The 22,765-nt window shown below is 64.9% G+C and carries 20 protein-coding genes; 14 read left to right on the top strand and 6 right to left on the bottom strand.

What is annotated here, in order from left to right; all coding sequences use genetic code 11:
* Positions 1-94: 94 nt before the first annotated feature.
* Complete coding sequence (locus tag FG93_RS02345) at positions 95-1,468, bottom strand: ABC transporter substrate-binding protein (RefSeq protein ID WP_043231833.1); 1,374 nt, start codon at positions 1,466-1,468, stop codon at positions 95-97.
* 276 nt (positions 1,469-1,744) lie between these two features.
* Between FG93_RS02345 and FG93_RS02350 the strand changes: the two genes are divergently transcribed.
* Both FG93_RS02350 and FG93_RS02355 read left to right on the top strand, forming a co-directional pair.
* Positions 1,745-2,731, top strand: a complete 987-nt coding sequence (locus tag FG93_RS02350; protein ID WP_081881253.1) for an ABC transporter substrate-binding protein — start codon at positions 1,745-1,747, stop codon at positions 2,729-2,731.
* A gap of 23 nt (positions 2,732-2,754) precedes the next feature.
* A complete protein-coding gene (locus tag FG93_RS02355; protein ID WP_081881254.1) occupies positions 2,755-4,497 on the top strand; it encodes an iron ABC transporter permease in 1,743 nt (580 codons plus the stop codon).
* 3 nt (positions 4,498-4,500) lie between these two features.
* Here the strand turns inward: FG93_RS02355 and FG93_RS02360 are convergent, their stop codons facing one another.
* Positions 4,501-5,427, bottom strand: a complete 927-nt coding sequence (locus FG93_RS02360) for a LysR family transcriptional regulator (RefSeq protein ID WP_081881255.1) — start codon at positions 5,425-5,427, stop codon at positions 4,501-4,503.
* A 124-nt stretch (positions 5,428-5,551) separates the two neighbouring features.
* Between FG93_RS02360 and FG93_RS02365 the strand changes: the two genes are divergently transcribed.
* From FG93_RS02365 to nudC, 4 genes are all read left to right on the top strand, one after another.
* Positions 5,552-7,048 carry a CoA-acylating methylmalonate-semialdehyde dehydrogenase gene (locus FG93_RS02365; protein WP_043231324.1) on the top strand — a complete coding sequence of 499 codons (1,497 nt, stop codon included), beginning with the start codon at positions 5,552-5,554 and terminating at the stop codon, positions 7,046-7,048.
* 25 nt (positions 7,049-7,073) lie between these two features.
* Positions 7,074-8,222: an isobutyryl-CoA dehydrogenase gene (locus FG93_RS02370; protein WP_043231326.1), complete on the top strand. Its 1,149-nt coding sequence runs from the start codon at positions 7,074-7,076 to the stop codon at positions 8,220-8,222.
* A gap of 59 nt (positions 8,223-8,281) precedes the next feature.
* Complete coding sequence (mmsB, locus tag FG93_RS02375) at positions 8,282-9,169, top strand: 3-hydroxyisobutyrate dehydrogenase (RefSeq protein ID WP_043231328.1); 888 nt, start codon at positions 8,282-8,284, stop codon at positions 9,167-9,169.
* A 189-nt stretch (positions 9,170-9,358) separates the two neighbouring features.
* A complete protein-coding gene (gene nudC, locus FG93_RS02380) occupies positions 9,359-10,315 on the top strand; it encodes an NAD(+) diphosphatase (RefSeq protein ID WP_043231330.1) in 957 nt (318 codons plus the stop codon).
* A 52-nt stretch (positions 10,316-10,367) separates the two neighbouring features.
* On the opposite strand, the gene FG93_RS02385 is transcribed toward nudC, so the two are convergent.
* Together FG93_RS02385 and FG93_RS02390 are read right to left on the bottom strand one after the other, a co-directional pair.
* Positions 10,368-11,222 (bottom strand): prephenate dehydratase, encoded by an 855-nt coding sequence (locus tag FG93_RS02385; RefSeq protein WP_043231332.1) that lies wholly within the window; start codon positions 11,220-11,222, stop codon positions 10,368-10,370.
* A 3-nt stretch (positions 11,223-11,225) separates the two neighbouring features.
* On the bottom strand, positions 11,226-11,969 hold the full coding sequence (locus FG93_RS02390; RefSeq protein WP_043231333.1) for a 3-deoxy-manno-octulosonate cytidylyltransferase: 744 nt from the start codon (positions 11,967-11,969) through the stop codon (positions 11,226-11,228).
* A 197-nt stretch (positions 11,970-12,166) separates the two neighbouring features.
* Between FG93_RS02390 and FG93_RS02395 the strand changes: the two genes are divergently transcribed.
* The 7 genes from FG93_RS02395 to FG93_RS02425 all read left to right on the top strand — a co-directional run bounded on the left by FG93_RS02395 (position 12,167) and on the right by FG93_RS02425 (position 20,271).
* Complete coding sequence (locus tag FG93_RS02395) at positions 12,167-12,709, top strand: cytochrome c family protein (protein ID WP_043231840.1); 543 nt, start codon at positions 12,167-12,169, stop codon at positions 12,707-12,709.
* A gap of 178 nt (positions 12,710-12,887) precedes the next feature.
* Positions 12,888-14,756 carry an extracellular solute-binding protein gene (locus FG93_RS02400; RefSeq protein ID WP_200878054.1) on the top strand — a complete coding sequence of 623 codons (1,869 nt, stop codon included), beginning with the start codon at positions 12,888-12,890 and terminating at the stop codon, positions 14,754-14,756.
* Between the two features lie 2 nt (positions 14,757-14,758).
* A complete protein-coding gene (locus tag FG93_RS02405; protein ID WP_043231335.1) occupies positions 14,759-15,160 on the top strand; it encodes a DUF4260 domain-containing protein in 402 nt (133 codons plus the stop codon).
* 4 nt (positions 15,161-15,164) lie between these two features.
* Positions 15,165-16,256: a microcin C ABC transporter permease YejB gene (locus FG93_RS02410; RefSeq protein ID WP_043231337.1), complete on the top strand. Its 1,092-nt coding sequence runs from the start codon at positions 15,165-15,167 to the stop codon at positions 16,254-16,256.
* Between the two features lie 49 nt (positions 16,257-16,305).
* Positions 16,306-17,427, top strand: coding sequence for an ABC transporter permease (locus FG93_RS02415; RefSeq protein WP_244448481.1), 1,122 nt, complete (start codon positions 16,306-16,308; stop codon positions 17,425-17,427).
* A complete protein-coding gene (locus tag FG93_RS02420) occupies positions 17,424-19,052 on the top strand; it encodes an ABC transporter ATP-binding protein (protein ID WP_043231341.1) in 1,629 nt (542 codons plus the stop codon). Before FG93_RS02415 ends, FG93_RS02420 begins: the two co-directional genes overlap by 4 nt.
* 1 nt (position 19,053) lies before the next feature.
* Positions 19,054-20,271 carry a phosphopentomutase gene (locus tag FG93_RS02425; RefSeq protein ID WP_043231343.1) on the top strand — a complete coding sequence of 406 codons (1,218 nt, stop codon included), beginning with the start codon at positions 19,054-19,056 and terminating at the stop codon, positions 20,269-20,271.
* 15 nt (positions 20,272-20,286) lie between these two features.
* Here the strand turns inward: FG93_RS02425 and FG93_RS02430 are convergent, their stop codons facing one another.
* Together FG93_RS02430 and FG93_RS02435 are read right to left on the bottom strand one after the other, a co-directional pair.
* Positions 20,287-21,744: a methyl-accepting chemotaxis protein gene (locus FG93_RS02430; protein WP_043231345.1), complete on the bottom strand. Its 1,458-nt coding sequence runs from the start codon at positions 21,742-21,744 to the stop codon at positions 20,287-20,289.
* Positions 21,741-22,121, bottom strand: a complete 381-nt coding sequence (locus tag FG93_RS02435; protein ID WP_152579262.1) for a hypothetical protein — start codon at positions 22,119-22,121, stop codon at positions 21,741-21,743. Before FG93_RS02435 ends, FG93_RS02430 begins: the two co-directional genes overlap by 4 nt.
* A 187-nt stretch (positions 22,122-22,308) precedes the next feature.
* On the opposite strand from FG93_RS02435, the gene FG93_RS02440 reads away from it, so the two are divergent.
* Positions 22,309-22,737 carry a TadE/TadG family type IV pilus assembly protein gene (locus tag FG93_RS02440; protein ID WP_043231349.1) on the top strand — a complete coding sequence of 143 codons (429 nt, stop codon included), beginning with the start codon at positions 22,309-22,311 and terminating at the stop codon, positions 22,735-22,737.
* Positions 22,738-22,765: the final 28 nt, after the last annotated feature.

Genomic DNA, 22,765 nt, shown 5'->3' on the forward strand with positions numbered 1-22,765 from the left:
GTCCTCCGAGGCCCCGCATTGATTCGACGGGTCGGCATCCCGCGGCGCGTTCGGCCGCAGGATGCCGTTTTCGTTGTCGTTCAGGTCGTCGGGATCAGCCGGCGATCTGCTTGATGCGGGCGATCATCTCATCCACGGCCTGTTCAGGCGAGATCTTGTCCTGGACGACCCGGTTCACCGCCTTGGCCCAGACGTTCTCGGCATTCACGGTCGTGAAATTGTAGTTGTAGACGAACTGGAACGGAACCGTGCCGTCCTTGTACTGCTTGTAGACAACCGCGCGGTGCGGGTCCTTGCCATCGGACCAGAACGGGGCTTCGATGCCCTTCAGCGTCGTCGACACCCAACGCCCGGCCGAGCCCTCGACGAAGGGACGCAGGTTCTCGTCCTTCATCAGGAAGGCCATGAACTCCTTGCCGCGCTTCTTGTTCTTGCCATCGGCGAAGACCACGGCCGTCTTGACCGCCGCCAGGTTCGTCATCGAGCTGCCGTCGGGCTTCTTCGGGAACTCCGCCGTACGGATATTGTCCTCGTAATTCTTCTTGGCCGTGGCTCGCTGCTCGGCGGTCAGCGCCGGATTGTTCATGTCGTCCATGTGCTTGCCGGCGATCGAGATCGTGGCGTTATGCGTCGCGACGGTCGTGCGGTTGTGGAACGCGACGTTATTGTCGGGGTCGAGCCAGTTCACGGACGAAGGCGGCGTGCAGCCGCGCTGGAAGATGTTCGAATAGGCCTTGATCGCCTCGATCATCCCGGCCCGGTTCTTGGGCTGGTCGAGAACGATCTTGCCATTCTCGTCCACGACCTGCGCGTTGAAGGCGTTGGCGAAGGTCAGAAAGCTGTAGAAGGTGTCGGAGGCAGCGACGCCCATCGGATGGCCGACGCCGTAGATGCGCTTGCCCTTGGCACGCAGCGCGCCCTGGACCTTGTCGCACCAGAAATCCCAATAGCCGTTCCAGCCGGTGGGAATGTCCGATTCCTTGAAGCCGGCCTCCTCCAGCATGTCCTTCCAGTAGGTGACATGCATCATCTGCTGTTCAACCGGAAAGGCGTAGTAGGATTTCTTGCCGGCCTTGTTGTTCATCAGGAAGGTCGTCGCCAGCGCCTGCGGCTGGAACTCGGCCTTCATCGGCTCGATCACGTCGGTGACGTCCTCGAGCTTGCCGTCGAAGGCCCATTTGCCGGTCGTGCGGAAATCGTATGTGGTGCAGAAGCCGACATCGGGAGGCGTTCCGGCCTCGACAGCGCCGACCGACTTGGTCACGCAATCCTCAGTCGCATAGAGCGAGAGGTCGACCTTGACGCCCGTCGCCTTCTGGAACTTGTCGACGACCGCGAGCAGGGCATCGTCCTCGCCCTTGTAGAAGCCCTTGGTGAACCAGACCGTCACCGTTTCCTGCGCAACGGCGGCGCCGGACCAGCCGGCGGCGATCGCGGCGAAGGCAGCGCCGGTCACGAGATAACGCATGGATTTCATTGAGAACCTCCCATTTCAAACGTTTAAATCCGACGTTTTCGTACGCCTTCGTCGAGGAGACTAGTCGAAAACCCATTCGACAAACAAGCCGGGCAGATGCGGGAAATTCGGGCAGATCGGGCAGCCAGAGCGCCGGCGCACCAGCACCTTGTGGAGCAGTTGCGTTGCCATGTGCGGCCCCGATGATGACAGGTCACGGATGTGTCATATACGCGGTCTACCGCGAGTGCCTGAGGCCGGCCGGCCGACGGACAGGAGAGAAAGACAATGCATTCGAAGGCGATGATCGCTCTGGTTGCGACGGGCCTTGCCCTTTGCCTGGCCCCTCTCCCTGTCCAGGCCGCCGAGGGCAAGCTGGTCCTCTACACCAGCCAGCCCAATACGGACGCACAGCAGACCATCGATGCCTTCAAGGCGAAGTACCCCAAGGTCGAGATCAGCTTCGTGCGCGACGGCACGCCGCGCATCATGGCCAAGCTCAGGGCCGAGATCGAAGCCGGCGCGCCTCAGGCCGACATTCTTCTGATCGCCGATTCGGTGACGGTGGAGGGGCTGAAGCAGGAAAACCGGCTGCTGGCGCATGAAGCCGCCGCGACATCGGCCTATCCCGCCGGCATTCACGACCCGCAGAAGATGTGGTTCGCGACCAAGCTGATCACCACCGGCATCGTCTACAATACCAAGGCGGGACTGAAGCCGACCAGCTGGCTCGACCTCGGCAAGCCGGAGGTCAAGAACCTGCTGGCGATGCCGAGCCCGCTGAACTCCGGGGCAGCTCTGATCCACACCATGACGCTCGCGGGCAGCTTGCCCGGCGGCTGGGGTTATTATGAAGCCCTCAGGAACAACGGAGCGCTGGCGGCAGGCGGCAATGGTGACATTCTGAGGCAGGTCGCCACCGGCGAGAAGCTCTACGGCATGATCGTCGACTTCATGCCGATCCGCGAGAAGGCCAAGGGCGCGCCGGTCGAGTTCGTGTTCCCGAGCGAGGGCGTCTCGGCCGTCAGCGAACCGGTCGCGATCCTGAAGAGCACCAGGAATTCGGAAGCCGCCAAGGCGTTCGTCGATTTCCTGATCTCTAGGGATGGCCAGGAACTGGCCCTGAAGCAGGGCTATGTCGCGGCCCACCCGGACGTCGCGCTGCCGGCGGGCTATCCTGAGCGTGCCGCAATCAAGCTGATGCCGTTTGATGCGGCCAAGGCGCTGGCCGACGAGACCGCGGCGCGCAAGCGCTTCAGCGCGATCTTCGAGTAAGCGCAAGCAAGGCCGGACGTAGCATGACCCTCGTCGCCCGCTCCGACCGGCCGCACCTCGGGCAGCCTCGGCTCCTCTCGGGGTTGCACCTGCCTGCAGGGATCGGGCTGCCCGTGCTGGTGGCGCTTTGCGTCCTGATCTTCGGTGGCCTTCCGTTCCTGCGTCTCCTGCTCGCCGCTTTCGCACCCGGCGGTCGGTTCATGCCGGACGCAGCCTTCGCCGAAATCGGCAGCCGGGCCGCTCTCACCGCGACGCTGCATAGCATCGAGACCGCTGGGCTCTCTGCGCTCGGCGCTTTCGCCATTGGCGGCACTGTTGCGATCCTGCTCGCGGTGACGGATATGCGCGGCAAGCGCCCGCTCGCCTTCGCCTTCGTCTTCTCAATGATGATCGCGCCGCAAGTGGCGGCGCTCGCGTTCCTCAGCCTGACCGCACCCCACTCTCCCATTCTTGGCGCGCTGGGACTGACACCGGCGCCGGGGACGCCCAATCCCCTGCTGGGCCGCGCCGGGATCATCCTGGTGATGGCGCTGCATCACGCGCCGCTGGTCGCGATCACACTCTGGAGCGGGCTGCGCAGCGTTCCACATTCGCTGGTCGAGGCGGCGCAGCTCGAAGGTGCGGCCCCTCCGACGATCATCACGCGCATCCTGCTGCCGGTCCTGCGCCCGCAGATCGTCGCAGCCGGGTTAATCGCCTTTGTCGCCGGCATCGGCAATTTCGGCATTCCTGCGCTGCTCGGACTGCCGGTGAACTATCTCACCCTGCCAACCCTCATCTACCGGCGGCTATCGAGCTTTGGACCGGCGGGGCTGCCGGATGCCGCCGCCCTGTCGCTGCTCGTCGCGCTCGTTGCCGGCCTCGGCATCCTCGCAAGCATCTTCGCGACGCGCCGCGGCGGCAAGGTCGAGATCGAGCGCCCCTTGCAGCCCTTCTGGTCTCTCGGCAGCGCCCGCCCCTTCGTCACGGCCGGCCTTTGGCTCCTGATCGCCCTCAAGCTCGGCCTGCCCTTCCTTGCCTTGCTCAGCGAGGCGCTGACACCGGCGCTCGGCGTCGCGCTGTCCTGGCAGAGCCTGACCTTCGACAAGTTTACCGAGGTGCTGCTGCGCCAGGACGTCACAGCCCGCGCCTTCCGCAACTCCTTCCTGTTCGCCGGCACCGCAGCGGTGATCCTTGCGCTGACATCGATCGCTTTCGCCTATGCGCTGGAGCGCCGGATGGGCAAGGCAAGGCGTGTCGTCGAGCTCGTCATCGAGCTGCCCTATGCGCTGCCTGGCGTGGTGCTCGCCATCGCCTGCATCCTGATGTTCCTGAAGCCGCTGCCGCTGGTCGGCGTCAGCATCTATGCGACACCGTTCATCATCCTCTTCGCCTATCTGGCGCGCTTCCTGCCGCTGGCGCTGAAAGCCCCGATCGCGGCGATGGCGCAGATCGAGGCGCATCACGAGGAGGCGGCGAAACTCGACGGTGTCACGCTCTGGCAGATGCTGCGCTTCATCGTTGCGCCCATCCTCGCCCCGGCTGCGACGGTCAGCGCGCTGATGGTGTTTCTCGTGGCCTTCAACGAGCTCACCGTCTCGGCGCTGCTCTGGTCCTCGGGAACCGAGACGCTCGGCGTCGTGCTGTTCAGCCTGAAGGAAGCCGGGCTCGCCGGCGAAGCGGCCGCGGTGGCGATCAGCGCCTCGGCCGTGATCCTCTGCGTGATGCTGTTGCTCGACCTTTGCGCCAAACGCCTGCCGGAGAATGTCCTGCCCTGGCGGATCTGAGCGTCACTCCGCTGCCTGCGTCTCGATCCTGGGCTCGCCCATCAGCAGCGAGCGCGCCGCCTTTGCCTCGCGAACTATGAAATCGACGATGGCGCGCACGCGGGCGACATCCTTGAGATCGGCATGGACCAGCAGCCAGAAGGAACGCGTGATCGACACCGTATGCGGCAGGACGGGCACCAGGCGCGGCTCTGCCGCCGCCATGAAATGATGGATCACGCCGATGCCGGCTCCGGCAACGACCGCATTCATCTGGGCCAGCACATTCGAGCTCTGCACCTGCGCCCGCAAGCCCTTGGCGACCTCGTCGAGATAGTCGAGCTCCGGCGTGAAGATCAGATCGTCGATATAGCCGACGATCCGATGCTCGAAGAGGTCATCCGGCTTCGCCACCGCCGGCATGCTGTCGAGATACTCGCGCGTCGCATAGAGGCCGAGCCGGTAATCGCAGAGCTTGCGCGCGACGACCTTGCCCTCCTTGGGCGGCGCCAGCGTGATCGCGACATCGGCCTCCCGCTTGGAGAGTGACAGCAGCCTCGGCATGGCGATCAGCTGCAGCTCGAGCCCGGGATAGGCCTTGGCAAGGCCGGCCAGGCGCGGCGCCAGGAAACAGGTGCCAAAACCGTCCGGCGCGCCGATCCGCACAGTGCCGGCCAGCGCCATGTCGGCACCGCCGATATCGCTCTGGATCGCGAGCGCCTCGGTCTCCATGCTCTCGGCCTTGGCGAGCAACCGCTCGCCATGGGCTGTGAGGGTGTAGCCCTGCGGCCGGCGCTCGAAGAGCTTGGCCTTGAGCGATTCCTCCAGCGAGGTGACACGTCGCGAGACCGTGGCATGATCGGCGCCCAAACGCCGGGCCGCGGCCGTCAGCCGGCCGGAGCGGGCAACGGCGAGAAAGAAGCGCAGATCATCCCAGTCGAACCTCTCCAAGACGCTCTCCCCGATATTTGCTTTTGCGCACGACGTTCACTTGATAGTTGCTATAGCCGTGCGCAAACGAGAATGGTAGGGGTGAAGCCAATCAAGACACCACACCATTCGTAGGGAGGGCGCGATGCGTCAGGTCGGTCATTTCATCGGTGGCAAGCACGTCGCCGGAACCTCGGGTCGCGCGGCCGACATCTACCAGCCGATGGACGGAACCGTGATCGGCAAGGTCGCGCTCGCCTCTCCCGCCGAGATGCGCGCCGCTGTCGAAAACGCACTGGCGGCGCAGCCGAAATGGGCGGCGGTCAACCCGCAGCGCCGCGCCCGCGTGCTGATGAAGTTCCTCGACCTCATCGCGCAGAACAATGACGAGCTGGCCGAGCTGCTCGCCCGCGAACACGGCAAGACCATCGCCGATGCCAAGGGCGACATTCAGCGCGGCGTCGAGGTCGTCGAATTCTCGCTCGGTATCCCGAACCTGATGAAGGGTGAGTTCACCGACGGCGCCGGCCCCGGCATCGACATCTATTCGATGCGCCAGCCTCTCGGCGTCTGCGCCGGCATCACGCCGTTCAACTTCCCCGCAATGATCCCGCTCTGGAAGCTCGGCCCCGCCATCGCCTGCGGCAATGCCTTCATCCTGAAGCCGTCCGAGCGCGACCCCGGCGTGCCGATGCGTCTCGCCGAGCTGTTCATCGAAGCCGGCGGCCCTCCCGGCATCCTCAATGTTGTCAATGGCGACAAGGAAGCGGTCGACGCCATCCTCGACGATCACGACATCAAGGCCGTCGGCTTCGTCGGCTCGACCCCGATCGCCGAGTACATCTATGCCCGGGGCTGCGCCAACGGGAAGCGCGTGCAGTGCTTCGGCGGGGCGAAGAACCACATGATCATCATGCCGGACGCCGACATGGACCAGGCCGTCGACGCGCTGATCGGCGCCGGCTACGGCTCGGCAGGCGAGCGCTGCATGGCGATCTCGGTCGCGGTTCCGGTCGGCAAGGCCACCGCCGATGAACTGGTGAAGCGCCTCATCCCCCGCGTCGAGAGCCTGAAGATCGGCCCCTCCACCGACTCCTCCGCCGATTACGGCCCGGTCGTCACCAGACAGGCGCTCGACAAGATCAAGGGTTACGTCGAAACCGGCATCGATGAGGGCGCCAAGCTCGTCGTCGATGGCCGCGGCTTCAAGATGCAGGGCTACGAGAACGGCTTCTACATGGGCGGCTGCCTGTTCGACCATGTGACGCCCGACATGCGCATCTACAAGGAAGAGATCTTTGGCCCGGTGCTCTCGGTCGTGCGCGCCAAGGACTATGAGGAAGGGCTCAAGCTCGCCAACGACCATGAATACGGCAACGGTGTCGCGATCTACACCCGCGACGGCGATGCGGCGCGCGACTTCGCCTCACGCGTCCAGGTCGGCATGGTCGGCGTCAACGTGCCGATCCCGGTGCCGCTGGCCTATTACACCTTCGGTGGCTGGAAGCGCTCGTCCTTCGGCGATCTCAACCAGCACGGCCCGGACTCGATCCGTTTCTACACTAAGACCAAGACGGTGACCTCGCGTTGGCCGTCCGGCGTCAAGGATGGAGCAAGCTTCGTCATCCCGACGATGGGCTGAGGTCCCGGACGACAAGGATCGCGACATGTTCTCCCTCACCGAAGACCAGATCGCGATCCGCGACATGGCGCAGGGTTTCGCCGCGGAAACCCTCGCCCCTCATGCCCTGCGCTGGGATGAAGAGAAGCACTTCCCGGTCGAGGAGATGCGCCAGGCCGCCGCGCTCGGCATGGGCGGCATCTATATCGGCGAGGATGTCGGCGGCTCCGGACTCTCACGGCTTGACGCGGCGCTGATCTTCGAAGCGCTGGCGACCGGCTGCCCGACGGTCGCAGCCTATATCTCGATCCACAACATGTGCGCCTGGATGATCGACCGCTACGGCTCGGGGGATCAGCGCCATGCCTGGCTGCCGAAGCTCTGTACGATGGAGCATCTGGCGAGCTACTGCCTGACGGAGCCGGGCGCGGGGTCGGACGCTGCCGCCCTGAAGACCAGGGCGGTGCGCGACGGCGATCATTACGTGCTCGACGGCCAGAAGCAGTTCATCTCCGGCGCCGGCGTCTCCGACATCTATGTCGTGATGGTGCGCACCGGCGAGGCCGGTCCCTCCGGCATCTCGACGCTCGTCGTCGAGACCGGCACGCCCGGCCTCTCCTTTGGGGCCAACGAGAAGAAGATGGGCTGGAACGCGCAGCCGACGCGCGCAGTGATCTTCGAGAACTGCCGCGTCCCCGTGGCGAACCGCCTCGGCCCCGAGGGTATCGGCTTCAAGATCGCCATGGCAGGGCTCGATGGCGGCCGGCTCAATATCGGAGCCTGCTCGCTCGGCGGAGCGCAAGGCGCGCTCGACAAGGCGCTGACCTACGCACAGGAGCGCAAGGCCTTTGGCGCACGCATCGCCGATTTCCAGGCATTGCAGTTCAAGCTTGCCGACATGGCGACCGAGCTGGAAGCGGCCCGGACGTTCCTGTGGCGGGCAGCCTCGGCACTCGACGAGAAGACCCCTGACGCGACCAAGCTCTGCGCCATGGCCAAGCGGGTTGCGACCGATACCGGCTTCGCGGTCGCGAATGAAGCGCTGCAGATCCATGGCGGCTACGGCTATCTCGCCGATTACGGCATCGAGAAGATCGTGCGGGACCTGCGTGTGCATCAGATCCTGGAAGGCACGAACGAGGTCATGCGCATGATCGTGGCGCGCTCGCTGGTGGGGCGGGCGAAGGGGAACTAACCTCAGAGCCGAGATATCCCTGTTCCACGGAAAAGCTTCTCAAACGACGAGGTTAGACCATGACCAGCATCGCCTTCATCGGGCTCGGCAATATGGGCGGGCCGATGGCCGCCAATCTCGTCAAGGCCGGACATGAGGTCAGCGCCTTCGACCTGGTGCAGGCCTCGAAGGAGGCTGCGGCAGAACTCGGCGTACATATTGCCGGCTCGGCCAGGGAGGCCGTCGCCAATGCCGAGATCATCGTCACCATGCTGCCGGCGGGCAAGCATGTGCTCACGGTCTGGGCCGACATCCTGCCCGCGGTGAAGCCAGGCGCTCTGATCATCGATTCCTCGACGATCGATGTCGAAAGCGCCCGCAAGGCGCATGCGCTGGCGACCGAACGCGGCTGCCTCTCACTCGATGCGCCGGTTTCCGGCGGTGTCGGCGGAGCAAAGGGCGCGACGCTGACCTTCATGGTCGGCGGCCCGAAGGAGGCTTTCGAGAAGGGCGACCCGATCCTCTCCGCCATGGGCCGGCGCGTCGTCCATTGCGGACCGGCCGGCAACGGCCAGGCGGCCAAGATCTGCAACAACATGATCCTGGGCATCTCGATGATCGGCGTCTCCGAGGCCTTCGTACTGGCCGAGAAGCTCGGCTTGTCGCATCAGGCCCTGTTCGATGTCGCATCGACCTCGTCCGGCCAGTGCTGGTCGCTGACCACCTACTGCCCCGTTCCCGGCCCGGTGCCGACATCGCCGGCCAATAACGACTACAAGCCGGGCTTCGCTTCCGCGCTGATGTTGAAGGATCTGAAGCTCGCGCAGGAGGCGGCCCAGGCGGCCGGCGCTTCGACGCCGCTCGGCGCGGCCGCCGCCCAGCTTTTCGGCCTGCACAATGCCTGGGGCGAAGGTGGTTCCGATTTCTCCGCGATCATCCATCTGCTGCGCGGACGCGGCGAGCGCTAACGTCGATGCTTGCATCGGCTTTCCCGAAAACCGCAGTCCACTTTTCGGGCCGATGCTTCAAGGCACGACCAAACCGCCGGGAGCAGACCCGCCTCGCGCCTTCCGCCTCTGGCGCAGGCGGCACTTTGCCGCTAGCACATCCGCCTACGCGGCGGCTGCTTTCGAGCCGCCTGCCAGACGGGTGTGCGCATGAACGATGTCTCCTTTCGACGCGAACGCTCGGCCCTGACCGGCTTTGCCACGAACCCGCTCGATCGCCGCGGCGACCTGCGCGACCGCCCCGACGCGGTCGAAGGCTTTCGCGCTTCGCCGGGTACGCGCCACGCGGTCGTCTCCGGCGAGACGCCGATCCTGAAGCGCATCGACGCCGAGACCCTGACGATCTGGTTCGCCGAGAGCGAGGCCGACGCTATCGGCAAGGCGCATGAGGAGGTTTTCCTCGGGCTCGATCCACAAGGGACCGCCTGTTTCGGCCGACTGGTCGACAGGGAACTCGCCGAGCCGCTGCGCGAGCGCGACGATCTCATGGTCAGCGACCTGCGCTCGATCGCCCTGAATCGGCTCGTCCCGGCCGAAGAGGTCGGGCCCCTGGGCGAAGCCAAGGCGCTGCTCGACTGGCATGCGCGGCATCGCTTCTGCGCCCGCTGCGGCGGGCTCTCGCCGACAGTAAGCGGCGGCTGGCGGCGCGAATGCTCGCAATGCGGCGCGCTGCACTTCCCACGCACCGATCCGGTCGTGATCATGCTCGCGGTGCGCGGCGAGAAGTGCTTCCTGGCGCGTCAGGCCCGGTTCGCGCCGGGCATGTATTCCTGCATTGCCGGCTTTCTCGAGCCCGGCGAAACTTTTGAGGACGCAGTGCGCCGCGAAACCCTCGAGGAAGCGGGGCTGCACACCGGCGCCGTACGTTATGTCGCCTCGCAGCCCTGGCCCTTCCCCTCTTCCCTGATGATCGGTTGCATCAGCGAGGCGCTGAACGACGACATCACGCTGGACGGGAACGAACTCGAGGCGGGGCGCTGGTTCTCGCGCGAGGAGGCGCTGCAGATGCTGGATGGCAGGCATCCGGATGGTCTGTCCTGCCCGCCGCATATGGCGATCGCGAACACAATCCTGAAGGCGTGGGCCGAGGACGGCGTCACGCCCTAGCACGACGGGGCGTTTGCAGCCGACGCGGTTACCGGTCGGCTGCTATCGGCCCCTATTCGCCCGGCTCGGCGAGACTCGCGCGGAACTCGTGCGCCGGGTAGACGCCGAGAATCTTCATCTCCTTGGAGAAATATTCGAGCTCCGTCAGGGCCCGCTTCAGATCCGGATCGTCCGGATGCCCTTCGACATCGCAATAGAACATCGTCGCGGAGAAATGGCCGTCGACCATGTAGCTCTCGAGCTTGGTCATATTGATGCCGTTGGTGGCAAAGCCGCCCAGCGCCTTGTACAGCGCCGCCGGAATGTTTCGCACGCGGAACATCAGCGTCGTCACAGTCTGCTTCGTGCCCTGGCGGGCAAATTCCGGATACTTCGAAAGCACGACGAAGCGCGTGGTATTGTGCTTCTCGTCCTCGATGTCCTCCATCAGAATGTTCAACCCGTAGACCTCGGCCGCAATATGCGGCGCGATCGCTGCGCGGGTGACGTCGCCGGCTTCCGCAACCTGCCGGGCAGAGCCCGCGGTATCGGCCGCGACCTCGGCCTTCAATCCCAGCTTCTTGATGATCTTGCGGCACTGGCCGAGCGCGTGGATATGGCTCTGCACGGTCTTCAGGGTGGCAAGCGTCGCGCCTTCGACCGCCATCAGGTGAAAGCGGATCGGCAGGAAATGCTCGCCGATGACGTGCAGGCCGGAGCGCGGCAGCAGATGGTGGATATCGGCAACGCGGCCGGCGATCGAATTGTCGATCGGGATCATGCCATAGCGGGCCGCTCCGTCGCTGACCGCGGAAAGGGCATCCTCGAAGGTTGCGCAAGGCAGCAATTCGCAATCCGGAAAGACCTGTAGGGCGGCCTGTGAGGAGAAGGCTCCGGGCTCGCCCTGGTAGGACACGACGACAGACATGATTCAGGCTCCGGGGCGGGATTTCAGGAGCGCGCGGGCGCGATCCAGGTCAGGAGGAGTGTCGACGCCGCGCGGGACGTGATCGATGATCATCGCGTCGATCCGCATGCCGTCTTCCAGCGCACGGAGCTGCTCAAGCTTCTCGCGAAGCTCGAGCAGCGATTGCGGCAGGCTGACGAAGCGGTCGAGCGCGCGGCGGCGATACGCGTAGAGGCCGACATGGTGATAGAGCGGCCCCTCACCGCTCGGCGCGGTGGCGCGGGTAAAGTACAGCGCGCGCATCCGGCCAGGGCTGATCTCGCTGCCGATCAGCTTGACGACGCTGGGCGCGGTCTTCTCGTCCTCATCGGTGATGACGCCGGCCAGGGTCGCGATGTCGACGGCAGCGTCCTCAAGCGGCTTCACCGCGGCAGCGATCGCGCTCGGATCGAGCGTGGGAAAGTCGCCCTGGACGTTGACGATGATGTCGTGGCGCCCCTGCGGGTCGACGATATCGGCCGCTTCCTTGATTCGATCCGAACCGGTCTGATGGTGGATGCTGGTCATCACCGCCCTGCCCCCGGCCTTCTCGACCGCCGCGACGATGCGCGGCTCGTCAGTGGCGACGACCACGGCGCCAACCCCCGATTCCATCGCGCGGCGCCAGACATGCACGATCATCGGCTCCCCGAGGATGTCTGCGAGAGGCTTGTCGGGCAGGCGGGTCGCCTGCATGCGGGCGGGAATCAGGATTAGTGGGTCCGACATCGGCAACAGCTCTGGGGGAATGTCGCGAGACTGCGACGGGAGGCGTCAAAAGGTCTCAAAGAGGTGCGTGCTTATACGAGTTGCAATGAAGCGCGCAAAGCGGTTAAGCAACGCCCGTGTGTCGGCGCTCCCAGGCTCCGGCCGGAGCGCTGCTATGCCTTGCCTGTCCTGTGGCGAGGCCCAAGGGTTTCGATGCGATGAATATCGAGCTGAACAAGATTGCCGGCGCGGGCCTGTCCACGCTGCTCGTGGTGATGGCCCTGAACATGGCCGCCGGCATTGTCTTCGCGCCGCACAAGCCGGCCGTACCCGGCTTCGATCTGCCGAGCCCGGAGCCGAGTGCCGCCGCTGGCGCAAGCGCTGCCGCTCCGGTGGCGGACACGCCGATCGTGGAACGTCTCGCCAAGGCCGATCCGGCCCGTGGCGAGAAGGCCGTCGGCGCGTGCAAGGCCTGCCACACCTTCGAGAAGGGCGGCGCCAACAAGGTCGGCCCGCATCTCTTCGACGTCTATGGTCGCAACAAGGCTTCGATCGACGGCTTCGGCTATTCGGCCGCCATGAAGGGCAAGTCCTCCGAGAAGTGGGAGGCCGAGCAGCTCGACGGCTTCCTGAAGGGCCCGAAGGCCTATATGCCGGGGACGACAATGGCTTTCGCCGGCCTGACCAAGCCCGACGCCCGTGCCGACGTGATCGCCTATCTCAACACGCTCGCGGATGCGCCCAAGCCGCTGCCGAAATGAGCCTTGCGTCGATTCGGCGCGCCTGAATGACTGCAAGCCGGGCCCTCGAGCCCGGCTTTTGCTTGCTCCCGCCATGCTCTTGCCCTCACCATGGCGAGGAATCTCCTCTCCGCGCTGGTATCGACCTCACGGGTCGACATAATCGGCCAGCGAATCAGTTGCAGGAGGACGAGGCACCATGGCGATGCGCATCACACGCCGCAGGCTGCTCGAAGCCGCGGGAGCAGCGCTGGCGAGTGCGGGCCTGCCTGCCCTGCCCGGCCGGGCCCTGGCCGAGACCGGCGAGGTTCATGGCCTCTCGACCTTCGGTGAGCTGGCACTGCCCGCTGATTTTCCACATTTCGCCTATGTGAACCCGAAGGCACCGAAGGGCGGCACGATCACGCTGCAGATCAAGCGGGCCGGCGGCAACCAGAACTTCGACACGTTCAACACGCTGAACACCTTCGTCCTCCAGGGCGATGGCGCCGCAGGCATGGATGCCTGCTTCGACAGCTTGATGTCCGGCTCCGGCGACGAGCCCGGTGCGCTCTACGGCTTGCTGGCGAAGAGCGTCGCGATCTCCGCGGACAGGCTGACCTACCGTTTTCGGCTCAGGCCGGAGGCGCGCTTCCATGATGGAAGCCGGGTGACAGCTTCCGATGTCGCCTTCTCCATGGATATCCTGAAGAGCAAGGGACACCCTTCCTACCGACTGATCCTCAACGAGCTCGTCTCGTCGGTCGCGGAAGGCGACGATATCGTCGTCGTCACGCTTTCGCCGAAGCGCGGCCGCGACCTGCACCTCGTCGTCGCAGGCCTGCCGGTGTTCTCCGCGAAATACTGGTCGACGCGGAATTTCGAAGCCTCGACGCTGGAACCACCGCTCGGCTCCGGCCCCTACAAGGTCGGGCGGCTCGAGCAAGGCCGCTTCATCGAGTTCGAGCGGGTTCCCGACTACTGGGGCAAGGACCTGCCGGTGAATGTCGGCGTCAACAATTTCGACCGCACGCGTTGGGAGTATTTCCGCGATCGGCAGGTCGCCTTCGAGGCCTTCAAGAGCGGCGTCGTCACCTTCCAGGAGGAATTCACCTCCCGGATCTGGGCGACCGGCTATGACTTCCCGGCGATCAAGGAGGGCAAGGTCAAGAAGGAATCCCTGCCCAATACCGAGCCGACCGGCTCACAGGGCTGGTATTTCAACCTGCGCCGCGATGCCTTCAAGGATCCGCGCATCCGCGAGGCGATCGGGCTCTGCTTCGATTTCGAGTGGACCAACAAGAACATCATGTTCGGCTCCTTTGCCCGCATGACTTCGTTCTTCGAGAACTCGGATTCCAAGGCCGTCGGCACACCCTCGCCCGAAGAACTCGCTCTGCTCGAACCCTTCCGTGGCAAGGTGCCGGACGAAGTCTTCGGCGAGGTCTATCTCCCGCCGGTCAGCGACGGCTCCGGCAGCGATCGCGCCCTGCTGCGCAAGGCGGACGAAATGTTCCGCGCTGCCGGCTGCAAGCGGGATGGCAACGTGCTGAAGCTGCCGGACGGCAAGCCGTTCGAGATCGAGTTCCTCGATTTCCAGGCGGCCCTGCAGCCGCACACCCAGCCGTTCCAGGCCAATCTCAAGCGCCTTGGCATCAATGCGACCTCGCGCATCGTCGATGCCGCACAATATCAGCGCCGGCTCGACGAATTCGATTTCGACGTGGTCAGCCGCGCGCTGACGGGCAGCGCGATTCCCAGCGATTCCATGCGCATCGTCTACGGTTCCGAGGCGGCGAAGACGCGCGGCTCGCGCAACCTTGCCGGCATCGGCGATCCCGCCATCGATGCGATGATCGAGCGGATCGGCCAGGCCGGCAGCTACAAGGAGGTCGTGGTTGCAGCAAAGGCTCTGGACCGGCTGCTGCGCGCCGGCCGCTATTGGGTGCCGATGTGGTGGAACCCGAATGAATGGCTGGCCTATTGGGACATGTTCGACCGGCCTGCAACCAAGCCGAAATACTCGTCCGGCGCTCCGGGGATCTGGTGGTTCGATGCCGAGAAAGCCAAGCGGATCGGGAAGGGATGAGGATGGTGGCGGCAGCCCGAGGTCAGGTCAGCGGAACTCCCAGGGTCATCCTGCGCCTCGAAGGATTCATGCTCGGCGCGCTGTGCATCTGGCTCTTCGCCGGCACCGGCGCCTCGTGGTGGCTCTTTGCTGCACTGATCCTGGCCCCGGATCTTGGCATGCTCCTCTATCTCGCCAATCCGAGACTGGGCGCCACCCTTTATAACGCTACTCACTCGCTGATCGGCCCGGCCTTGCTGGCAATCGCTAACCTTTCGCTGGCTTTGCCGATGGCCCTTGCGATTGCGCTGATCTGGGCCGGACATATCGCGTTCGACCGTGGGCTGGGCTATGGCCTGAAATATCCCTCGCTTTTTGCCGACACCCATCTCGGTGTGCTTGGTCCTCCCCGAAAGGCCGGGTGAACGGATGCTCTCCTATATTGCCCGACGCCTCGCGCTGATGGTGCCGACCTTGTTCGGCATCCTGCTGATCTCCTTCGTCATCGTGCAGTTCGCACCGGGCGGCCCGGTGGAGCGCGTGATCGCACAATTGCAGGGCCAGGGCGGCAACGCCTCCGACCGCGTCGGCGGCAGCGCCGGCGGCGATGCCGGTGCGCAGCACGGCGATGCGAGCTCATCCTACCGTGGCGCGCAGGGGCTCGATCCGGCCTTCATCAAGGAACTGGAGAAGCAATTCGGCTTCGACAAGCCGGCGCATGAGCGCTTCGGCAAGATGCTCTGGGACTATATCCGCTTCGATTTCGGCCGGTCCTATTTTCGCGATGCTCCGGTGCTGCAACTGATCAAGGAGAAGCTGCCGGTCTCGATCTCGCTCGGCCTGTGGATGACGCTGCTCTCCTACGCGATCTCGATCCCGCTTGGCATCCGCAAGGCGGTGAAGGACGGCTCGCGCTTCGACACCTGGACCAGCGCCGTGGTCATCGTCGGCTACGCCATTCCCGGCTTCCTGTTCGCGATCCTGTTGATCGTGCTCTTCGCTGGTGGCTCGTTCTGGCAGATCTTCCCGCTGCGAGGACTCCATTCCGAGAACTGGGAAGAACTCGGCCTGATCGGCAAGGCCACCGACTATCTCTGGCACATTGCCCTGCCGGTCACGGCGATGGCGCTGGGCGCCTTCGCGACCTCGACGCTGCTGACCAAGAATTCGTTCCTCGACGAGATCCGCAAGCAATATGTCCTGACCGCAAGGATGAAGGGTCTCAGCGAGCGCGGCGTGCTCTACGGCCACGTCTTCCGCAACGCCATGCTGATCGTGATCGCCGGTTTTCCCGGCGCATTCGTGCATGCGCTCTTCGCCGGATCGCTGCTGATCGAGACGATCTTCTCACTCGACGGCCTCGGGCTTCTCTCCTTCGAGGCCATCGTCAACCGCGACTATCCGGTCGTCTTCGCCAATCTCTACATCTTCTCGCTGATCGGCCTTTTCGTGCATCTCATCACCGACCTGACCTACACCTGGGTCGACCCCCGGATCGATTTCGAAACGCGGGAGGCCTGAGGTGAGCGAAACGCTGATCGACCTGCCGCCAAGCACCCGCAGCGCGGCCATTGCACCGCCCGAGGCGGGCCAGGGCTGGCTCAAGCTCTCGCCGATCAACCGGCGCCGGCTCAACAACTTCAAGGCGAACCGGCGGGGCTGGTGGTCGCTCTGGATCTTCCTCGCGCTGTTCGTGCTCTCCCTGTTCGCGGAGTTCATCGCCAACGACCGCCCACTCATCGTGCGCTACAAAGGCGAGTTCCTCTTCCCGATCGTGGTGAACTATCCCGAGGAGAAATTTGGCGGCTTCCTCGCCACCACCGACTATCGCGATCCAGTCATCGCCAAGGAGATCGATGCCAATGGCTACGCCATCTGGCCGCCGATCCGCTATTCCTACCGCACACATAACCTCGACCTGCCGGTTCCCGCTCCTGCCCCACCGACCTGGATGCTGAAGGACGAGGAGTGCCGGCCGATCGCCGAGCGGACTGGCGGCATGACCTGCCGCGAACTCGAATGGAACTGGCTCGGCACGGACGACCAGGGCCGCGACGTGGTGGCGCGCCTGGTCTACGGGTTCCGCATCTCGATCCTGTTCGGCCTGATTCTCTCCACGATCTCGTCGCTGATCGGCATCGCCGCAGGCGCCGTGCAGGGGTATTTCGGCGGTTGGACCGATCTGATTTTCCAGCGCGTCATCGAGATCTGGACCTCGATCCCGGCGCTCTATCTCCTGATCATCGTTGCGGCAGTGATCACGCCAGGCTTCTTCGTGCTGCTCGGCATCCTGCTGCTGTTCTCATGGGTTGCGCTGGTCGGCGTGGTCCGGGCCGAATTCCTGCGCGCCCGCAATTTCGAGTATGTCCGGGCGGCGCGTGCGCTCGGCCTTTCCAACGGCAAGATCATGGTGAAGCATCTGCTGCCGAACGCCATGGTCGCGACGCTGACCTTCCTGCCCTTCATCCTGAACGGCTCGATCACGACGCTCACCTCGCTCGACTTCCTCGGCTTCGGCCTGCCGCCCGGCTCGCCCTCGCTCGGTGAGTTGCTGGCGCAGGGCAAGGCCAATCTGCAGGCGCCCTGGCTCGGGCTCTCCGGCTTCTTCGTCATCGCCCTGATGCTGTCGCTGCTGATCTTCATCGGCGAAGCGGTGCGCGACGCCTTCGATCCAAGGAAAACCTTCGCGTGAGCGCTTCCCTTCTCTCCGTCGAGGATCTGTCAGTCGCCTTCCGCCAGGGCGGCAGGGAGACGCTCGCCGTCGACCGCATCTCCTTCCATGTCGCGAAGGGCGAGACACTGGCGATCGTCGGCGAATCCGGCTCGGGCAAATCCGTCTCCGCGCTCGCGATCCTGAAGCTGCTGAACTATCCGGCAGCGCATCACCCTTCCGGCAAGGTGCTGTTCAACGGGCAGGACCTGATCGCGGCCGACGAGGATGCGATGCGCAAGGTGCGCGGCAACGACATCACCATGGTGTTCCAGGAGCCGATGACCTCGCTGAACCCACTGCACACCATTGCGCGGCAGATCGGCGAGATCCTCGAGCTGCACAAGGGCTTGCGCGGTGTGGCGGCTCGCGCCCGCACATTGGAGCTGCTGGCCCTGGTCGGTATCCGCGATGCCGAGAGCCGGCTTGAGGCCTATCCTCATCAGCTTTCCGGCGGACAGCGCCAGCGCGTGATGATCGCCATGGCGCTCGCCAACGAGCCTGACCTGCTGATTGCCGACGAGCCGACGACTGCCCTCGACGTCACCGTGCAGGCGCAGATCCTGTCCTTGCTCAAGGATCTGCAGAACCGCCTCGGCATGGCGATCCTGTTCATCACCCATGATCTTGGCATCGTGCGGCGGCTCGCTGACCGGGTCTGCGTGATGCTCAAGGGTCGAATCGTCGAGCAGGGACCGGTCGCCGAGATCTTCGACAAGCCGCAGCACAACTATACCCAACGCCTGCTCGCAGCCGAGCCCAAGGGGCGTCCCGCCCCGGTCGCCGCGGGCGCGGCGACGCTGCTCGAGGCCGGGCCGATGAAGATCTGGTTTCCAATCAAGTCCGGCTTCCTGCGGCGGACCACCGGCCATGTGAAGGCCGTCGATGGCATCTCGATCAAGGTGCGGGAAGGAGAAACGCTCGGCGTCGTTGGTGAGTCCGGCTCCGGCAAGACGACGCTCGGCCTCGCCATCCTGCGGCTGATCGCGTCGGAGGGGCCTGTCGTATTCCTCGGTGACCGCATCGACGGGCTGACCAGCGCCGCCGTCCGCCCGAAGCGCAAGGATCTTCAGGTCGTCTTCCAGGATCCCTATGGCTCGCTGTCACCGCGCCTCTCGGTCGCCGGCATTGTCGAGGAAGGGCTGACGGTCCAGGACAAGGGGCTGAGCTATGAGGCCCGCCGCGAGATCGTCGCCAGGGCGCTCAGCGATGTCGGCCTCGATCCTGCGGCGATGGATCGCTACCCGCATGAGTTCTCCGGCGGACAACGCCAGCGTATCGCGATCGCGCGCGCCATGGCGCTCGACCCGAAATTCGTGGTGCTGGACGAGCCGACCTCGGCGCTCGACATGTCGGTGCAGGCGCAGATCGTCGAGCTCCTGCGCGAACTGCAGAGCCGCCGCAAGCTCGGCTATCTCTTCATCAGCCATGACCTCAAAGTGGTACGGGCGCTGTCGCACCGGGTCGTGGTGATGCAGAACGGCAAGGTCGTCGAGGAAGGGCCTGCCGAGGAGATTTTCGCACATCCCCGCGAGGCTTATACCCAGGCACTGCTCGCTGCCGCGCTCAATCTCGAACCCGTCGGCAACGCCGCGGTGAAGGACTGAGATGACGCGCGCCATCCTCATCGTTCTCGACTCCGTCGGCTGCGGCGGTGCAGGGGACGCGCATCTCTATGGCGATGCCGGCGCCGACACGCTGGGCCATATCGCGGAGAGCTGCGCGGCTGGCAAGGGCGACCGCGAGGGTCTGCGGCGCGGCGCATTGCAGGTGCCGAACCTCGCCCGGCTGGGCCTGGCCCATGCCTGCGAGGCTTCGACGGGGACGCCGCTCGCGGGCCTCAGCAAGCCGATCGCGCCACAAGGTCAGTACGGCTATGGCGTCGAGACAAGCCAGGGCAAGGACACTCCCTCCGGCCATTGGGAGATCGCTGGCTGTCCCGTTCCGTTCAAATGGGGCTATTTCACCGAGCTGGAAAACTCCTTCCCACCGGATCTGGTCGCGGCGATCATTCGCGACGGCAGGCTGCCGGGCATTCTCGGCAACAAGCACGCCTCCGGGACCGTCATCATCGACGAGCTCGCCGAGGAGCATATCCGGACGGGCAAGCCGATCTGCTACACCTCGGTCGACTCCGTCCTGCAGATTGCGGCGCATGAAGAGCATTTCGGGCTGGAGCGGCTCTATGAGCTCTGCCGCCAGGTGCGCGTCCTGGTCGATCCGCTCAGGATCGGGCGCGTCATCGCGCGCCCCTTCGTCGGAACAGCGGCAACCGGCTTCACCCGGACGGCGAACCGGAAGGACTTCGCCATTCCACCGCCCCGCGACACGATCCTCGATCGGCTCGCGGTACTGGGCCGGAGCGTCATCACCGTCGGCAAGATCAGCGATATCTTTGCCCATCGCGCCACCGGAGAGGAGATAAAGCCATTCGGCAATGCGGCCATGTTCGAGGCCGCCCTCACCGCGCTCGACCGGCTGCCGGATGGCGGCTTCTGCTTCGTCAACCTCGTCGATTTCGATACCGAGTACGGCCATCGCCGCGATGTGCCGGGCTACGCGGCTGCGTTGGAAGCCTTCGATGCGATGCTGCCACGGCTCGAGGCGAAGCTGGGCCCGGACGACCTTGCCATCATCACGGCGGACCATGGCAACGACCCCACCTGGAAGGGCACCGACCACACGCGCGAGCATGTGCCGATCCTCGCCTTCGGGCCAGGTGTCGCGGCACGAGCGATCGGGCGGCGTCGGAGTTTTTCGGATGTTGCCGCGACACTCGGCAAATGGCTCGATCTCGGAGCGGTCGGACCCGGCCGCGCCTGGTAACGGAGCCTCGCCCGATCAGGCCGCCGCGACGCGGCCGCAGAACGCCGCGACCTCCTGACGGATGCTGTGCGCCTGCTTCGCCAACGCGTCGGCAGCATCCTGCAATTGCTCAGCGGCATCGTGTGTGCGAACGGTCATCGCCTCGAAATTGCCGACCGCACCGGCGCTGCGCCTTGCCCCCTCGAAGGAAAGCTGGACCTGCCGGGCGATCTCCATGGTCGCTCGATCCTGCTCGTGGACGGAGACGGCAATCGCCGCCGCCACGCCTTCGACCTCGGACATGGCCGTCACGATATCGCGGATCGCCCTCAGCGAGCGCTGCGAAGCGACCTGCATCGCGTTGATCTGACCGGAGACCTCGTCAGTTGCTCGCGCGGTCTGGGCTGAGAGTGTCTTCACCTCGCTCGCAACGACGGCGAAGCCACGCCCCATCTCGCCAGCGCGAGCGGCCTCGATGGTGGCGTTGAGCGCCAGCATGCTGGTCTGCGCCGCGATGCCGCGAATGATTTCGACAACAGCACCAACATTCTCGCTGCTGCGGGCGAGATCCTCGATTTCCGCGCTGGCGCGCCGGGCGAGTTCAGCAGCGCTCTTGGAGCCATCGGCAGAGTGCGACACGTTCTGGCCGATCTCGCCGATCGAAGCCGCGAGTTGCCCACTGGCAACCGCAAGCTGGTCGATACTGCGCGTCGTCGCCTCGGCAGCCTCGGAGACATGCCCCATCTGGTGACGCGCTTGGTCGGAGGTGCCGGTCAAGGCCCGCGACTCGCCCTGCATGGCCTCGGCCGAACGGTCGAGCACCGCCATCGCCTGCTCCATCTGCTGGCGAAAACTCAGGACGGTTTCGCGCAGCGTCTCGCTGCGGCGGCCGAGTTCATCGGCCAAACGCTTCTCCCGCTCTCCGGCCGCGCGCTCGCGCTCAGCGATCTCATTGGCACGGCGCAGGCTGTCCTGGTTCATGGCGAACATCCGCCCGAGAATCATGGCGAGCGCCGCCAGGAACGCAGTCTCGATCACCACGATCACGGCATGCAGCAGCACGCGCCAGATATTGCCGCCCTGGTAGAACACGGCCGAGGGGAGCAGGTACTGCAGCGCCAGATGGTGCAGCGCGGTCAACGCAGCCCCCATCATGATCGGGCGCCAGTCGCAAAACCCCGCCAACAGAGCGAGGACAGCGAAGTAATACATGTGCGTGTCAGGCTGCCAGGGATGGCCGGCGAAGCTGTAGACGAGCATCGAAACCTGGCCGATCAGCACAATCGCAATCACCAGTTGCGTGACGATGGCGACGCCGAAACGGGCATAGAGCAGCAGGGCTCCAGCGGCGAGAACGAAGGCGAAGGAAGCAGCGATCAGCACCTCGCCACCGTGAAACCAGACGCTCAGCGCCAGCAGCGGAATATGAAGGAAGGCGAGCCCGAGCAGGAAGCGGGCCACACCGATGCGAATGCCGGTCAGGGTCCAGATCATGAGGACGCCTCCGCCGGCGCAGGGGCGTCGAGACACCCGGCCAGACCCGAGAGCGCCAGCATCAGCAGGGCACCCTGCGGCTTCACCTGTTTGATGCCCGGATCCACGGACGGCGCCGTAATGACGATGAAGCGTGAGATCCCACTGCGCAGGACGCGATGCCCGGCCGCCAGGGTCATCGCAAGCGCGTCCTGTTCAGAGGTCCATGGCGAAAAGACAATCGCGCGCGATGGCGCGGCGAAATCCGCGCCCCGGGGCAGGCTGAGCGCTGCTGCAAGGCTGACTGCCACGAGCGCAATGGCGACGATGAGTGCGTCCCGCAGCATCGCGCCCCGGCCCTGAGCGGCCGGAATCTCGTTCGGGCATCCGGACGTCATAAAACTCGGTCTCTCCGCGCCATCCGGCAGGCCATATCGGGCCGAACGAACTCGCTCACCACCCGTAAAGTTTCACTTAAGAGCGGATGTCGCGCCTTTGGGGTCGTGTGTGTGAGATTCCGTTTAAACTTTTTTAAAAGATGCATATTACAAGTATAAGTAGCATTCACCTGCCCAAAGGCTAGATATGCTACAGGTGTGGACCCGCTTTTCACGAAGCCCCGACGCCACAAGCGCAATAGAATTTGCGCTGGTCGCTCCGGTCCTCCTGCTGCTGCTCTTCGGCATCATCGGCTATGGTTACGTTCTCGGTGTCTATCACGGCGTCCAGCAGATCGCCGCGGAAGCTGCGCGTGCTTCGGTCTCTGGCTTGAACGATACCGAACGTGAGCGGATCGCCAGGGATTTCGTGATCGCCAATGTCGAGAGCTATGCCTTTCTCGACCCCGCCAAGATCAGCGTGTCGACGACCGCAAGCGGCGCCCCGACGCCGACCTTCCAGGTCGCGATTCGATACGACTTCTCCGATTCCATCTTTCACAGGCTGGGCAGCATGATCGCGCTGCCCGACCCGGTCGTGGAGCGCCGCGCCGTCGTTCAGCGTGGTGGTTACTGATACGCGTTGCCTTCCCCGCATTGACGAG

The sequence above is a fragment of the Allobosea sp. LC85 genome (assembly GCF_000735605.1).
Lineage (GTDB): Bacteria > Pseudomonadota > Alphaproteobacteria > Rhizobiales > Beijerinckiaceae > Allobosea.

Coding starts and splice junctions, on each gene's coding strand:
- FG93_RS02350 (WP_081881253.1), top strand. CDS start 1,745: ATGCATTCGAAGGCGATGATCGCTCTGGTTGCGACGGGCCTTGCCCTT.
- FG93_RS02395 (WP_043231840.1), top strand. CDS start 12,167: ATGAATATCGAGCTGAACAAGATTGCCGGCGCGGGCCTGTCCACGCTG.
- FG93_RS02355 (WP_081881254.1), top strand. CDS start 2,755: ATGACCCTCGTCGCCCGCTCCGACCGGCCGCACCTCGGGCAGCCTCGG.
- FG93_RS02385 (WP_043231332.1), bottom strand. CDS start 11,222: ATGTCTGTCGTCGTGTCCTACCAGGGCGAGCCCGGAGCCTTCTCCTCA.
- nudC (WP_043231330.1), top strand. CDS start 9,359: ATGAACGATGTCTCCTTTCGACGCGAACGCTCGGCCCTGACCGGCTTT.
- FG93_RS02370 (WP_043231326.1), top strand. CDS start 7,074: ATGTTCTCCCTCACCGAAGACCAGATCGCGATCCGCGACATGGCGCAG.
- FG93_RS02440 (WP_043231349.1), top strand. CDS start 22,309: ATGCTACAGGTGTGGACCCGCTTTTCACGAAGCCCCGACGCCACAAGC.
- FG93_RS02345 (WP_043231833.1), bottom strand. CDS start 1,468: ATGCGTTATCTCGTGACCGGCGCTGCCTTCGCCGCGATCGCCGCCGGC.
- FG93_RS02390 (WP_043231333.1), bottom strand. CDS start 11,969: ATGTCGGACCCACTAATCCTGATTCCCGCCCGCATGCAGGCGACCCGC.
- FG93_RS02410 (WP_043231337.1), top strand. CDS start 15,165: ATGCTCTCCTATATTGCCCGACGCCTCGCGCTGATGGTGCCGACCTTG.
- FG93_RS02430 (WP_043231345.1), bottom strand. CDS start 21,744: ATGATCTGGACCCTGACCGGCATTCGCATCGGTGTGGCCCGCTTCCTG.
- FG93_RS02365 (WP_043231324.1), top strand. CDS start 5,552: ATGCGTCAGGTCGGTCATTTCATCGGTGGCAAGCACGTCGCCGGAACC.
- FG93_RS02435 (WP_152579262.1), bottom strand. CDS start 22,121: ATGACGTCCGGATGCCCGAACGAGATTCCGGCCGCTCAGGGCCGGGGC.
- mmsB (WP_043231328.1), top strand. CDS start 8,282: ATGACCAGCATCGCCTTCATCGGGCTCGGCAATATGGGCGGGCCGATG.
- FG93_RS02405 (WP_043231335.1), top strand. CDS start 14,759: ATGGTGGCGGCAGCCCGAGGTCAGGTCAGCGGAACTCCCAGGGTCATC.
- FG93_RS02425 (WP_043231343.1), top strand. CDS start 19,054: ATGACGCGCGCCATCCTCATCGTTCTCGACTCCGTCGGCTGCGGCGGT.
- FG93_RS02400 (WP_200878054.1), top strand. CDS start 12,888: ATGGCGATGCGCATCACACGCCGCAGGCTGCTCGAAGCCGCGGGAGCA.